Origin of the sequence: Pseudoalteromonas sp. 68 DY56-GL68 (assembly GCF_041414825.1) — a bacterium.
Lineage (GTDB): Bacteria > Pseudomonadota > Gammaproteobacteria > Enterobacterales > Alteromonadaceae > Pseudoalteromonas.
Map to the genome: position 1 here is coordinate 202,928 of NZ_JAOCZL010000024.1, position 14,153 is coordinate 217,080.

Here is a 14,153-nt window from a genome sequence, read left to right on the forward strand (position 1 = left end):
ATTCTAACTTTCTAAGTAAAGCTCAATTAAATTGACAGTTTTACTGATGGCGCCTTGATTGTTAGCAACGCATTTCGCAGCTTGTTGACCGAGCTTAATCGTCTTTTGTACATCAGTACTCAAAGCGATAAGCGTATCAGCAAGGTGATTTTCATCGGTAACGGTTTTAGCTCCTAAAGCACTAATCAGCTCAGGATAAATATGGTCAAAGTTATAAGTATGAGGGCCTGCTAATACGCCAACAGAAAACGCAGCTGACTCTAATGGGTTATGGCCGCCTCGTTCTATTAAACTACCGCCAACATAGCTGATGTTTGCCACACCATATAAGCATTGTAACTCACCTAACGTGTCTGCTAGCACAACTTGTTGGTTGTTATAGTTATCTTCACTGCGACGACTAAAGCTCAAATTTGAACTTTTTAATATTTCCGCAACTTTATCAAACTGCTCTGGGTGTCGCGGAGCAATAATCAAAAGAGCGTTGGGTAACGTTTTTAACAGCTTCTCATGAGCAGTTAAAATTAGCTCATGCTCAACGGGGTGAGTAGAGCCTGCAACCCAAATAAATCGCTCGTTGTTATATTGACTTTTAAGTGCAGCGACTTTAATTAATTGTTCATTTGTTGGCGTGATATCAAACTTAATAGAGCCAAATACTTGCACCTTTTCAGGCTTTAAACCAAGCTCAATGAAACGGTTCGCATCTTCTTGGTTATGACTTGCAAGAGCGCTTATTGAATTCATAATCACTTTTGTTAGTGGCATCACCTTTTGATAACCCTGCTGTGATTTAACAGAAAGGCGCGCGTTTAAAATAAGCACTTTAATCCCACGTTTATTGCTTTGCGCCATTAAATTAGGCCACAGCTCTGTTTCCAAAATACACAGTACTTGAGGTTTAACTCGTTTTAAAAAGCGGTGAGTAGCGCCAGGAAAATCAATAGGTAAATAACAGCAATTAACAGAGTCTTGGAAGTTGTTTTTTATTTGCTCACGGCCCGTCGGGGTATTGCATGTTACTAAAATACTTAAATTGGGATTGTGTTGTTTGATAGCTTTTATGAGCGGCGTTGCTGCAAGCACCTCACCAACCGATGCGCAATGAATAACAATATCTTGCTTTTTAGTTGCTAAAAAACCAAAGCGCTCCGCAAAATGATGACGATAACCGCCATTTTTTTTACCTCTTAGCACGTATAGATAGAAGATAATAAGCGGGCTAAGTATATATAAAATTAAGGAGTATAAAATACGCGCCATCACTGTGCCTACAACATAGATAAAACGCTATGATAACGTGGAACATAGCTCAGCTGAATATAAAATGTTAAAAACAGTTATCTTTAAGAGTTTTAAGTGTGTCGACGCGTCGAATTTGGTAATATTTCAAATACTTTGTATAGGGACTATGTAGTTATGAAATTAAAAATGATAAAAGCCTCAATTGTAGGTGTGTTACTTAGTTGTTCCTCCCCACTATTTGCAACGCCCACAGCCTACTTACCTATAGGCATGGACGCACAGCTTGATCATCAATTAGATACACTATTTGCACTTACCTCTGGAACACCGATGGCTAAACCTTATCGGTTGGCTGAAGTCGAGACAGCACTCACTAAGCTAGAAAGCTCTGAGCCTGCATTGGTCGCAGCTATTCGCGCTAAGATTAAACCTTATCAAAGTGATGATGCTATAACTCGCGTAGGCGTGAAATTTCAGGTTGACTCTGATACCAGCAAACAAATAGCGAATCAGCGAGGTTTGAGTTCTGATGAGTGGGGGCAAGGCTTTTTTGAGGGCATATGGCGTGCTAACGATTACACATTAGTGCAAGTTGGTCTTGATTATCGTGCTAAAGCTAATAAGTTTGTAAATTACAACACATTCGTTAGTTTTGCTGGTGAAGATCTTCAATTAAATATTGGTTATAAAGAGCATTGGTTCTCACCATTTAAACACTCTGCACAAGTGATTTCTACAAACGCAAAAACAGCGCCATCGGTATCGATAGGCATGGTTCAGCCAGCACATAATTGGTGGAATTTCGACTTTGAGCTGTACTATTCAGAATTAGAGCATGTTGATAACGGCATCCTTTATCAAAATGAGCTTCATAGTGGTACACCTAAGCTTGCAGGTACGCATTTTAGTATTGAGCCAATCAATGGTTGGAAAATTGGCATCAACCGTATGATGCAATTTGGTGGTGGTCCTCGCAAGGTTGATGCAGGTGATGTGTTTGATGCATTTTTTGACCCTGCTGGAAACGACAACTCTGGCCTTACAGGGAGTAAAGATAACGAACTAGGCGATCAATACGCGACGATTACCAGTACCGTAAACTTTAATTGGGGCATGCCCATTGAACTTTATTTTGAGTATGGCGGTGAGGACACTAAAAACCATAAAAACTATCAATTTGGCAACACAGTAAGCAATGTCGGCTTTTTCTTACCGAAAATGACAGATGCCATGTCATTAAGGTATGAATATACCAATATGCATAGCCTATGGTATGTAAACGAAATTTATCCAGTTAACGGCAATACGGTGGGTGGATTTGTTACAGGTCACTATGCAGCTGATCAGCGTTATAGTGATTTTCATGCAGATGGCGTTGCGAAGGTTTATGCAGATGCGCCACCTACTCAAGTACATAGTATGGAACTTACTTACAATGAGAGCCTTAGTTCTTTATGGCGTGGTAAGTTAACCTTAATTGAAAACAAAAGTAATTATTTAAATGAATTTGGGCAAACAAGCGCAGACTATGAAAAAGCAATTGAACTTCAATTGAGTAATACACGTCAATGGAATGAACACACACTCGAGACAACACTGACCTATGGTGAAGATGTGTTTGGAGAGAACTATACTTGGTTATCCGTTGCATTATTTTGGTAAGCGAAGCCGTTATTTATTTTTGAGGAATATCTATGTCTAATCTTGATTCTGTAGCGGCAAGCTACCTAGAGAGTTTAAACCGTCATCAAATGTTGTTTGAAACGATGGAAACCTATCACCCAGAAGTGATGCAGCTTCTTGAAGCATGCCATAGTACATTACAAGCTGGCGGAAAAGTGATTTGGTTTGGTAATGGTGGTAGTGCAGCCGATGCACAACATCTTGCTGCAGAGTTTGTCGTTCGCTATAAATTAGAGCGAGGCCCACTTGCTTCTATTGCGCTTACAACAGACACCTCTATTCTGACAGCACACAGTAATGACTACCACTTTGACACGGTATTTGAACGCCAAGTTCAAGCGCTATGTAAGGCTGATGACTTAGTGATTGGCTTAACGACTTCAGGCACGAGCCCTAATATTAATCTTGCGCTGGCTGCTGCAAATGAAATTGGTGCGTATACTGTGGCTTTAACAGGCCGCGATGGCGGTAAAGTGAAAGATATCGCGAAGTTACCGATTATTATTAAAAATGACGAAACAGCACGTATTCAAGAAGCGCACATGTTTATTGGTCATTGGTTGTGTGAAGCCATCGATATGGTTGTAGCGGAGCAAAAGTAATGGATTTAGCGTTACTAAAAAACCTTTCTAAAGCACGTATTTTGGTTGTTGGTGATGTCATGCTAGATAGATACTGGCATGGCGATTCAGGGCGTATTTCCCCAGAAGCGCCGGTACCTATCGTTAAAGTAAGTAAGTTTGAAGACAAGGCGGGTGGCGCGGCAAATGTTGCAAAGAATATAGCCCGTTTAGATGGCAAAGTTGGGTTGCTAGGTCTAGTTGGCGAAGATGAAAGTGGGCAGATCCTTGAAACAATTTTAAGCTCGGAAAAAATAGATTCTCAGCTAGTCAGTGTTTGTGAGCTTCCTACAATTTCTAAAATGCGTGTCATAAGCCGACATCAACAAGTTGTTCGCCTTGATTTAGAAGAAACCTTTACTGAACAGCACAGCCAATTATTACTCAACCGCTTAGAGTTAGTGCTTGATGATTACGATTTCGTATTGTTTTCAGATTACAATAAAGGTTCACTTAGCTTGATTCAGGCGATGATTCAGGTTGCTAAAAAAGCCGGAAAAACAGTACTTATCGATCCAAAATCATCGGATCTTAATTTATATCGTGGTGCAGACTACATAACGCCTAATTTAAACGAGTTTAAACTTGCTGGTGGACAAACAGGTTCAGAGCAAAGCTTAACAGACAGCGCACGCATGCTTATTAGTGAAGCAGGTATTGCGGCTATGTTATTAACACGTTCAGAACAAGGCATGTCCTTGATAAGCGAAGCTGAAAAGTTTGATTTTGCAGCTCAAGAGCTTGAAGTGAGTGATGTAACAGGAGCGGGAGATACGGTTATCGCGACCTTAGCGGTCATGTTAGGCGCTGGAATGACGCCTAAGGATGCTGTTGAAATTGCCAACCTTGCGGCGGGGATTGCTGTTAGTAAACTTGGTGCCGCAACCGTGTCTCCTGAAGAGCTTAGCCGTAAACTTGGTCAATACTTAAAGCAAACAGGTGAGCACTATCAAACGCCATTTGACGATGTTTTACAACATATTGAGTTTGCAAAGCAAAATGGTGAGAGAATAGTCTTCACAAACGGTTGCTTTGATATCCTTCATGCAGGGCATGTGCGTTATTTAGCGCAAGCAAAGGCAAGAGGCGATCGCTTAGTTGTGGGCTTGAATAACGATGAGTCTATTTCACGATTAAAAGGCCCTGAACGGCCAATTAACCCATTACAAGAGCGTGCAATGGTATTAAGTGCACTTGCTTCTGTCGATTGGGTGATCCCATTTGGTAGCGTAGAAGAAAATGATACACCAGCCAAACTCATTGAAACGATCAGCCCTGATGTACTCGTCAAAGGAGGCGATTACACTGTTGAGCAAATTGCAGGTGCAGAGCATGTTTTGCGTCATGGTGGCAAAGTTGAAGTGCTTGAGTTTCTTGACGGGTGCTCAACCTCTAACGTGATTAGTAAAATTAAACAACCCTAACCCTAAAGTGGTGGGGTTTTCTCAATCCTTTACGAAGCAGCCAGCCTGTAGCTGATTTTTATAAAGGCTTTTACTTATTAATTAATAAGTAAAAGCCTGATTTAGATCAAGCAAGGGGTCAATTCAAGCCGAAAAATATGACTGCTATGATTAGTCTTTATAGTCATATTTTAATCTTATCTTTAAAGTAAGTTCTTACTTCCTAGTAAATTACAGCTAACTATAGAACTAAAGTTCTGTTTTTTGCTGCCTGTTTATCTTCATATTTAAAAGTCGCCTTTAACTTGCTGATATTGTGTTCTATTTATTTTTCCTTTATGAATTTTTTTAATTTTTGAAATTTAAAAATCAAAATTTTTATCGTTATTTTTTACTATTTATCTATTTTTAAAATTTTATACTCTGCTTTAGTTTCTAGTTGTTTATCATTATTTAATCAAGAAAATAAATTAATATAATCTATAAAAACGATTTTATTTAAACGTATTTTGCATCTAATGTATCTAAAAAAGGTCTGTCGTTGGTTAGGTTTTAGTACGTTGTTAATAATGAGGTTCTTTCATTTGTGCGACATAAAAACTCATGCACGGTATTGCATCGTGTAAGCAAATTTTGAGTTGCAGTAACTAACCACTTTCAGGGCTTTGCACAGCTTAAAACGTACCTACCACAAGTTACACATTAGCAGGTTAGAAGGGGTGGTAGGTCGTTTTATATCGTTTTTTCGATATGATGGAGGTTGGTTTTCATATTAGTTTATTTTTGTGAGTTTGAATTCTGTTGAGCTTAATTTCTCTAAATTTCTAATGTTTTAGTTTTAGATTATTTAGGTGTTTGGCTTGATTTTAAATAGGTAGTTTAAAAATTATATTAGTTTGAGGATTATGTTATGAATAACCGTATTGTTAGCAAGTACACCTTAATAGCCAGTGCGCTGGCTATTATTATTAATTTTGAGGGGATTGCGGCTGAAGCTCAAATGAGCAAGCCTAAAGGCGCTGTTGGTAGCGGCCATGTTGCTCAAAATCAGGCAAAATCAAACCTATTTTGGTGGCCAAATCAGGTTGACCTAGCTCCGCTGCGTGATCATGACTCTCGCTCTAACCCGCTAGGAGAAAACTTTGATTATAAAAAAGCATTTTCTAAGCTCGATATGAATGCATTGAAAAGCGATATTAATAAAACACTCACAGACTCTCAGGACTGGTGGCCCGCAGACTGGGGAAATTATGGTCCTTTCTTTATACGTATGACATGGCATGCCGCAGGAACTTATCGAACGCTTGATGGCAGAGGCGGAGCCGGTGGAGGCCAACAAAGATTTGATCCCCTAAATAGCTGGCCAGATAACGCAAGTTTAGACAAGGCGCGTCGACTACTTTGGCCAGTTAAACAAAAATACGGTGAACTTATTTCTTGGGGTGACCTTATAGTACTTGCAGGCAATGTGTCTCTTGAGAATATGGGCTTTAAAACATATGGTTTTGCCGCAGGCCGCCAAGACGATTGGGAGCCTGATATGGTTTATTGGGGCCCAGAAGTTGAAATGTTAGCAAGTGACCGACGCGAGGCTGATGGTAAATTAAAAAGACCACTTGCAGCTGTTCATATGGGGTTGATTTATGTGAACCCTGAAGGGCCAAATGGTGTTCCTGATCCTGTTGGTTCAGCGGCTAACATCAGAGAGTCTTTTGCCCGTATGGCGATGAATGACGAAGAAACGTTAGCACTTATTGCCGGTGGTCACACATTTGGAAAAATGCACGGTGCGCATAAAGCGGCAAAATGTATTGGCCCTGAGCCAGGTGCTGCCGGACTTGAAGAGCAAGGGTTAGGCTGGAAAAATAAGTGTGGTAAAGGCCACTCTGAAGACACTGTTACAAGTGGTCTTGAGGGAGCGTGGACGCAATCACCAACTCGCTGGACATCGCTTTACTTATCTAACCTTTTAAACTTTGAGTGGAAAAAAACAAAAAGTCCTGGTGGTGCGATTATTTGGGTACCGACGAATGAGTCTTTACATAAAGTGGTTCCAGATGCGCATATTAAAGGAAAGTTCAATCCGCCAGTTATGACAACAGCTGATTTGGCATTGAAGTTTGACCCTGCGTATCGAAAAATTGCGGAAAGATTCTTAGCCGAACCAGAAGAATACCGCTTAGCATTCGCAAAAGCGTGGTACAAACTGACTCACCGTGATATGGGGCCTCGAGATAACTATTTAGGTGATGCGTTTCCAAAAGAGAAGCTAATTTGGCAAGACCCAATAGACAAGCCAAGTTACAAACTGGTTAACGCAAAAGACATTAAAACTCTGAAAAGTAATATTTTAAATTCAGGTTTAACCGTTTCCGAGTTAGTCAGAGTTGCGTGGACATCGGCTGCTTCTTATCGAAATTCAGATATGCGAGGAGGCGCTAATGGAGCACGCATTGCGTTACAGCCTCAAAAAGACTGGGCTGTGAATGCACCAAAAGACACTGCAAAAGTGATTGCTAAGCTGAAAAAAGTGAAAGATGACTTTAACAAAAAGTCGCGAGGAGGCCGTAAGATTTCTCTCGCAGATACAATTGTACTTGCAGGAGCTACAGGCATTGAAAAAGCAGCTAAAGAGGCTGGATTTAAGGTAACAGTGCCATTTTCACCAGGTCGAGGTGATGCAACCCAAGCGCAAACAGATATCAACTCGTTTTCTTTGTTAGAGCCTAAAGCAGATGGATTTCAAAATTATTATCAAAAAGGCTATTACAAATCTCCTACTGAGGCACTTGTTGATAAAGCTGACCAACTAGCGTTAACGGTACCTGAGATGACAGTGTTAGTGGGTGGAATGCGTGTACTTGGTGCGAATAATTCCAGCAAGCATGGTGTCTTTACTGATAAACCTGGTGTACTAAGCAATGACTTTTTCGTTAACTTATTAGATATGTCTACCAAGTGGAAGCGAAATGGTGATATCTATGAAGGGGTAGATAGAAAAACTGATAAGCTTAAATACACAGCCACACCGGTTGATTTAATCTTTGGCTCATCAGCTGAGCTTAGAGCCGTTGCAGAGGTTTATGCTTTCGATACATCAAAAGAACGTTTTGTTAATGATTTTATCAAAGCATGGGTCAAAGTTATGCAGGCTGATCGTTTCGATCTCAAATAATTAAGTAATGCAACAAAGCGGTTTTATTTAAAGCCGCTTTTTTATTTAACTTGCAGCGATATGAATATTAACCAGTTGATTGTAGTCTTATTTAAGAAGCTAACACTTTTTATTGTGTTATCAGCTTCTTTAACTTTAAATACACTTGCAAAGCAAACCGATATAGAGGACAAAGCACTTCGTCAGAATGCATTATCTGTGTTTGGTGTTATTCCTGAAAAAATGCCACGCAGTGATGCAGACACGCCCGCATTAATTCAGTTAGGTAAAAAGCTTTATTTTGAAACACGTTTATCTAGCAACAATAGCCAATCCTGCAATTCATGTCACAACTTACTAAATGCAGGGCAAGGTCATGATGCTAAGGTTGTTTCAGTAGGTGCCTTAGGCATAAAAGGGCGCAGGAATGCCCCATCTACATGGAATGCTGGTTTTCAATTTGCCCAAAACTGGGATGCAAGGGCTGAAAATCTAGAGCAGCAAGCCAGCGAACCATTATTAAGTGAACATGAAATGGCGTTAGCTAGTAAGCAAGAGGCTGTTGATAAACTTAATGTTTTATACAGCAAAGAGTTTGAGCATGCCTTTGCTCGTTCAAGCCCTGCGCTCACTTTTGAAAATATAACCAAAGCGTTAGCAGCCTTTCAAAGAACATTGATCACAAAAGACCGATTTGACCGCTACCTGAATGGTGATAATGAGGCATTGACAGCGCAGGAGAAGCGAGGTCTTTTAAAGTTTCAACAGAATAGTTGTGCAAGTTGTCATAGTGGTCGTCTTTTAGGTGGGCAGTTTGCAATGAAAATGGGGATCGTAAATCCATACCCTAATCGAGATGATAGGGGAATGGGGGAGGTGACCAATAGAAAAGATCATGATTATTTATTTAAGGTACCAAGTTTGCGAAATGTGGCAAACACAGCACCGTATTTTCATGACGGAGCTGCAGCAACGTTACAAGAAGCTATTCGTTTAACTGGTTGGCACCAATTAGGTAAAAAGCTCACTGAAGAAGAGGTTGAAAATATTGCTGCTTTTTTAGAAACTTTAAACAATGAAAATACTGTGAGCTTCCCATAAAAAGTGCACATATTTAGTTAATGTTTTAGTTGTGCTTGGTACTCACAAATGAGTAACTGCCAATCGCTTTGCTGCCAATGCATAACTTCGTTACGGCCTTGTTCTTTTGCAAATGAACGTGCCAAGCGTTTCATATTTTCTTGTTGCCAACTTGCTTCTGGTTGCTTGATTTCACCACGGTCAAAGTCAATAATGAAGACGTTACCGCTATCGTCAAATAAGATGTTATTGATGTTTAAATCTGCGTGATATACCCCGTGGTTATGAAATTCACTGAGTGTTGTCGCTACTTTTTTTAATTCATCCTGATTCAGGGCTCGTGTAATAAGTATATCGAGTAAGCTTTGTGCGCCTTTCACTGCTTGGGTAATTATATCGCCACGATAAATCAAGCCATGAGTTGTGACTTTCGCTGCTATTGGAGTGGGTACATTTAAACCCAATTCAGATAAGCGCATCATTAGCGAAAATTCTTTATACACACGCGTCTTTTCTAAACCTAAGTAAAGATACTGATCAGTTAAAAGTTTACCAACAAGGCCACCACGCCAGTAGTGCCTTAACACAGCGGTTAATTGATCATGTTTAAAAAACCAGGCTGTTGCACGGCCTTTTTTAGTACCCACAATTTTATTTTGTTGTTGCCAAAAGTCAGCATCAAACCACTCGCGCGTTAGTAACTGTGTATAAGCGGGGTGACAAAGTAGCGTGGTATTTTCTTGATGCAGAGTCTCAAACATAACAACTTAACGTATTAACGATCAATGCTTATTATAGTACCGCATTTTTGGCATTTCGTATAAGTACTTGCAATAGCACAAAGTTAATTTAAGATCGCATTTTATTTGCTGTTGCTAAGGGCACGTGTGACTCATTCAACCTCGTATTTAGAAATATGTATATTAAGGCTTTCGGCTATTGGTGATGTTTGCCATGCAGTATCGGCTGTGCAAGCTATTCAAAAAGCGCATCCTAAGGCAAAAATTACTTGGGTGATTGGTAAAATCGAAGCGATGTTACTGGCTGACTTACCAGGTGTTGAATTTGTGGTGTTCGATAAAAAACAAGGTAAGCAAGCTTACAAACAGCTTAAACAGGTTTTTAAAGGTCGACAATTTGATGTGTTACTACATATGCAAGTAGCACTGAGAGCGAACCTTGCAGCACGTTGTATTCCTGCCAAAATAAAAGTTGGCTTTGATTGGGCGCGAGCAAAAGAGTTACATAGCTTGTTTATTAATAAGCGCATTGCACCACAAGCCGAGGCTCATGTGTTGGAAGGTTTTAAAGGGTTTGCGAGCGCCATTGGTGTGCCTGACTATCAACCAAGCTGGCAGATGCCAATTACTGAGCAGCACCAGCAAGCTGCTGATACGTTACTAGGTGAAGAGCGTTTAGCAGGGCGTATTTTTGTGATTTCACCTGCGGCAAGCAAAAAAGAGCGAAATTGGTTGCCTGAGCGTTATGCAGCACTTGCTGACTATGCTCACCATCAAGGTTTCTCGGTAGTGATTACGGGTGGCCCAACGCCGCTCGAAGAAACGCTTGCAGAGCAAATCATTAGTCACAGTAAGACGCCTATTTTGAATCTTGTCGGTAAAACTCAGCTTAAAGAGCTGTTATGTGTGTTAAAGCGCGCGTCTTTAGTGCTTGCTCCTGATACAGGACCTGCCCATATGGCGGTTACGGTTGGCACGCCTGTGATAGGGTTATACGCTCATTCAAACCCAAAACGAACAGGTCCTTATTTGTACCAAGATTACGTGGTTGAGGTTTATCATCAAAACCTTGTTAAGCAAACGGGTAAAACAGCTGAACAATTACCATGGGGGACGCGTGTTAAAGGGGCAGATCTAATGACACAGATTAGTGTAGAAGATGTCACTTTAATGTTTGACCTTGTCGTATTGAAAGAGCAACTGAAATGAAGAAAGTATTATTTTTAGACCGTGATGGTGTGGTCAATATTGATCACGGTTATGTGTATAAACCACAAGAGTTTGAATTTGTTGCCGGTGTGTTTGATGCCTGCAAAAAGTTTACTGATGATGGCTACGAGATTGTGGTGGTTACTAATCAATCGGGAATTGGTCGGGGCTACTATTCAGAGCAGGATTTTCATAATCTAACAGCTTGGATGAAAGACGAGTTTAAACGTCATGGCGTGCCTATTCTCGCGGTTTACTTTTGTCCACATCATCCAACAAAAGCACAAGCGAGTTATTTGCAAGAGTGTGACTGTCGTAAACCTGCGCCAGGAATGCTTTTACAGGCTATTACTGAGCATGATATTGACCCTAAAAAAAGTATCATGGTTGGTGATAAGCTGGGAGATTTAATTGCAGCTGAAAGGGCAAGTATTGCCACGCGTGTATTGGTGCGTTCAGGGCAAAGTTACGCAGAGTCAACAGAACAACATGCTGATATCGTTTGTGAGTCATTAGCCGACTTACCTGCTCTGGTTTTACACTCATAGCAGGTAAGACCAGTTTTATTTCGCAAATCCGCACCCATTCAAGGCGTGCGACGAACTACAAACAGTGCAATTGTTCGCCTAAGCTTTTACAATAGGCGCAAATTTCACAGTCACAGCTAATCGGCTCTGATTACTTAAAAGATTATTTGGAGATTTCAGATGAGAGCATCTGCGTTTTTTAATCAGCTTCAGCAACAAATAGACGAAGTAAAAGCTGAAGGTCTATACAAAAGCGAACGTGTTATTACCTCACAACAACAGGCTCAAATTGAAGTTGCATCGGGTGATAAAGTTATCAACTTTTGTGCAAATAACTACTTAGGTCTAGCAAATAGCCCAGAGCTAATTAAAGCTGCGCAACAAGGTCTTGATGATCACGGTTTTGGTGTTGCATCAGTCCGTTTTATTTGTGGTACGCAAGATATTCATAAAACATTAGAAGAAAAGATTTCTGCGTTTTTAGAAACAGAAGATACCATTCTTTACTCATCATGTTTTGATGCAAACGCAGGTTTATTCGAAACTATCCTAGGCCCAGATGATGCAATTATCTCTGACGCTTTAAACCATGCTTCGATCATTGATGGTGTACGTCTTTGTAAAGCTAAGCGTTTCCGCTATGCCAATAACGACATGAGCGACCTTGAAAAGCAACTTATTGCTGCTGATGAAGCGGGTGCTAAAACAAAACTCATCGCAACAGACGGCGTTTTCTCAATGGACGGCGTAATTTGTAATCTTGAAGCGGTGTGTGACCTAGCTGATAAATATGATGCGTTAGTGATGGTGGATGACTCTCACGCGGTTGGTTTTGTAGGTGAAAATGGTAAAGGCACACCTGAGTACTGTGGTGTACTTGACCGTGTTGATATCATCACAGGTACCTTGGGTAAAGCACTGGGCGGCGCATCAGGTGGTTACACATCAGGTAAGAAAGAAATCGTTGAATGGTTACGTCAACGCTCGCGCCCGTATCTTTTCTCAAACTCACTTGCGCCATCAATTGTTACAGCATCAATTAAAGTACTTGAAATGCTGAGCAACGGCGGCGAGTTACGCGCTAAGCTTTGGGACAACGCAAAATATTTCCGTGAACAAATGGAAGCGGCTGGCTTTACCTGTGCAGGTAAAGATCATGCGATCATTCCTGTGATGTTAGGCGATGCTAAAGTTGCCTCAGCCATGGCAGACAAATTACTTGCTGAGGGTATTTACGTAACGGGTTTCTCATTCCCTGTGGTACCTAAAGGTCAAGCACGTATTCGTACGCAAATTTCAGCGGCGCATACAAAAGAGCAATTAGACACTGCAATAGCTGCCTTTACCCGTATTGGTAAAGAAATGGGTGTTATCTAATTTTATTTCCTAAACCGAAGCCTTTGCTTCGGTTTTGTTTAATTGAGTGTGAATCATGAAAGCATTATCTAAATTAAAAGCAGAACCAGGAATTTGGATGACTGATGCGCCAAAGCCTGAAGTTGGTCATAACGATCTGCTTATTAAAATCCGCAAAACAGCAATTTGTGGAACAGATGTCCATATTTATAAATGGGATGAGTGGGCACAAAATACAATTCCTACGCCAATGGTCGTTGGCCACGAATATGTAGGTGAAGTGGTTGATATGGGCCAAGAAGTACGTGGTTTCCAAGTAGGTGACCGTGTATCGGGCGAAGGGCATATTACCTGTGGTCACTGCCGTAACTGTCGTGCTGGCCGTGTACATTTATGTCGTAACACCACAGGTGTTGGTGTTAATCGCGAAGGTGCATTTGCTGAATACCTTGTGATCCCAGCTTTCAACGCATTTAAAATTCCAGATAACATTCCTGATGAGTTAGCATCAATCTTTGACCCATTCGGTAATGCTGTACACACAGCGTTGTCGTTTGATTTAGTCGGTGAAGACGTGTTAATCACGGGGGCTGGCCCAATTGGTATCATGGCAGCAGCGGTTGCTAAACACGTTGGTGCACGTCATGTGGTTATTACTGACGTAAACGAATACCGCTTAGATTTAGCGCGTAAAATGGGCGCTACTCGTGCAGTAAACGTAGCAACTGAAAAGCTTGAAGATGTAATGAAAGAGCTTGGCATGACAGAAGGCTTTGATATTGGCCTTGAAATGTCGGGTGTGCCAGTTGCATTTAACAGCATGCTTAATAACATGAATCACGGTGGCAAAATCGCTATGCTAGGTATTCCACCTTCAGATATGGCGGTTGATTGGAACCAAGTTATTTTCAAAGGCTTAATTATCAAAGGTATTTATGGCCGTGAAATGTTTGAAACTTGGTATAAAATGGCCAGCTTAATTCAATCAGGCCTTGACCTGAAACCAATTATTACTCACCAGTTCTCTGTGGATGATTTCCAAGAGGGCTTTGATACCATGATTTCAGGCCAATCTGGTAAAGTAATCCTTAACTGGGATTAGTGCCGTTTATAGTGATAAGGCGGCAGATTGCCGC

Annotated in this window: 11 protein-coding genes; 9 read left to right on the forward strand and 2 right to left on the reverse strand. The window is 40.8% G+C overall.

From position 1 onward, the window contains the following. Positions 1-3: 3 nt before the first annotated feature. Complete coding sequence (waaA, locus tag NYF15_RS20140; protein WP_371354480.1) at positions 4-1,263, reverse strand: lipid IV(A) 3-deoxy-D-manno-octulosonic acid transferase; 1,260 nt, start codon at positions 1,261-1,263, stop codon at positions 4-6. A gap of 156 nt (positions 1,264-1,419) precedes the next feature. Between waaA and NYF15_RS20145 the strand changes: the two genes are divergently transcribed. From NYF15_RS20145 to NYF15_RS20165, 5 genes are all read left to right on the forward strand, one after another. After that, positions 1,420-2,907 carry a capsule assembly Wzi family protein gene (locus NYF15_RS20145; RefSeq protein WP_371354481.1) on the forward strand — a complete coding sequence of 496 codons (1,488 nt, stop codon included), beginning with the start codon at positions 1,420-1,422 and terminating at the stop codon, positions 2,905-2,907. Positions 2,908-2,939: 32 nt separating this feature from the next. Beyond that, a complete protein-coding gene (locus NYF15_RS20150; RefSeq protein WP_130149471.1) occupies positions 2,940-3,530 on the forward strand; it encodes an SIS domain-containing protein in 591 nt (196 codons plus the stop codon). Then, positions 3,530-4,972, forward strand: a complete 1,443-nt coding sequence (hldE, locus tag NYF15_RS20155; RefSeq protein ID WP_371354482.1) for a bifunctional D-glycero-beta-D-manno-heptose-7-phosphate kinase/D-glycero-beta-D-manno-heptose 1-phosphate adenylyltransferase HldE — start codon at positions 3,530-3,532, stop codon at positions 4,970-4,972. The genes NYF15_RS20150 and hldE overlap by 1 nt, the downstream gene beginning before the upstream one ends. 889 nt (positions 4,973-5,861) lie before the next feature. After that, positions 5,862-8,126 carry a catalase/peroxidase HPI gene (gene katG / locus NYF15_RS20160; RefSeq protein ID WP_371354483.1) on the forward strand — a complete coding sequence of 755 codons (2,265 nt, stop codon included), beginning with the start codon at positions 5,862-5,864 and terminating at the stop codon, positions 8,124-8,126. Positions 8,127-8,186: 60 nt separating this feature from the next. Next, positions 8,187-9,206, forward strand: a complete 1,020-nt coding sequence (locus tag NYF15_RS20165; protein WP_371354484.1) for a cytochrome-c peroxidase — start codon at positions 8,187-8,189, stop codon at positions 9,204-9,206. A gap of 17 nt (positions 9,207-9,223) precedes the next feature. Here the strand turns inward: NYF15_RS20165 and NYF15_RS20170 are convergent, their stop codons facing one another. Continuing rightward, positions 9,224-9,946: a 3-deoxy-D-manno-octulosonic acid kinase gene (locus NYF15_RS20170; RefSeq protein ID WP_371354485.1), complete on the reverse strand. Its 723-nt coding sequence runs from the start codon at positions 9,944-9,946 to the stop codon at positions 9,224-9,226. A gap of 126 nt (positions 9,947-10,072) precedes the next feature. Here NYF15_RS20170 and NYF15_RS20175 point away from each other — a divergent pair, with 126 nt between their 5' ends. From NYF15_RS20175 to tdh, 4 genes are all read left to right on the forward strand, one after another. Then, a complete protein-coding gene (locus tag NYF15_RS20175; protein WP_371354486.1) occupies positions 10,073-11,134 on the forward strand; it encodes a glycosyltransferase family 9 protein in 1,062 nt (353 codons plus the stop codon). Then, the gene (gene gmhB, locus NYF15_RS20180; protein ID WP_237119951.1) at positions 11,131-11,682 is read left to right on the forward strand and encodes a D-glycero-beta-D-manno-heptose 1,7-bisphosphate 7-phosphatase; all 552 of its coding nucleotides are present in this window, start codon (positions 11,131-11,133) and stop codon (positions 11,680-11,682) included. Before NYF15_RS20175 ends, gmhB begins: the two co-directional genes overlap by 4 nt. Before the next feature lie 159 nt (positions 11,683-11,841). Next, complete coding sequence (locus NYF15_RS20185; protein ID WP_062568717.1) at positions 11,842-13,038, forward strand: glycine C-acetyltransferase; 1,197 nt, start codon at positions 11,842-11,844, stop codon at positions 13,036-13,038. A 55-nt stretch (positions 13,039-13,093) separates the two neighbouring features. Next, the gene (tdh, locus tag NYF15_RS20190) at positions 13,094-14,119 is read left to right on the forward strand and encodes an L-threonine 3-dehydrogenase (RefSeq protein ID WP_062568718.1); all 1,026 of its coding nucleotides are present in this window, start codon (positions 13,094-13,096) and stop codon (positions 14,117-14,119) included. Positions 14,120-14,153: the final 34 nt, after the last annotated feature.

Excerpts from the sequence above, each read along its gene's own strand:
- NYF15_RS20165 (WP_371354484.1), top strand. The coding sequence starts at position 8,187 with ATGAATATTAACCAGTTGATTGTAGTCTTATTTAAGAAGCTAACACTT.
- NYF15_RS20170 (WP_371354485.1), bottom strand. The coding sequence starts at position 9,946 with ATGTTTGAGACTCTGCATCAAGAAAATACCACGCTACTTTGTCACCCC.
- katG (WP_371354483.1), top strand. The coding sequence starts at position 5,862 with ATGAATAACCGTATTGTTAGCAAGTACACCTTAATAGCCAGTGCGCTG.
- NYF15_RS20185 (WP_062568717.1), top strand. The coding sequence starts at position 11,842 with ATGAGAGCATCTGCGTTTTTTAATCAGCTTCAGCAACAAATAGACGAA.
- waaA (WP_371354480.1), bottom strand. The coding sequence starts at position 1,263 with ATGGCGCGTATTTTATACTCCTTAATTTTATATATACTTAGCCCGCTT.
- NYF15_RS20145 (WP_371354481.1), top strand. The coding sequence starts at position 1,420 with ATGAAATTAAAAATGATAAAAGCCTCAATTGTAGGTGTGTTACTTAGT.
- gmhB (WP_237119951.1), top strand. The coding sequence starts at position 11,131 with ATGAAGAAAGTATTATTTTTAGACCGTGATGGTGTGGTCAATATTGAT.
- hldE (WP_371354482.1), top strand. The coding sequence starts at position 3,530 with ATGGATTTAGCGTTACTAAAAAACCTTTCTAAAGCACGTATTTTGGTT.
- tdh (WP_062568718.1), top strand. The coding sequence starts at position 13,094 with ATGAAAGCATTATCTAAATTAAAAGCAGAACCAGGAATTTGGATGACT.
- NYF15_RS20150 (WP_130149471.1), top strand. The coding sequence starts at position 2,940 with ATGTCTAATCTTGATTCTGTAGCGGCAAGCTACCTAGAGAGTTTAAAC.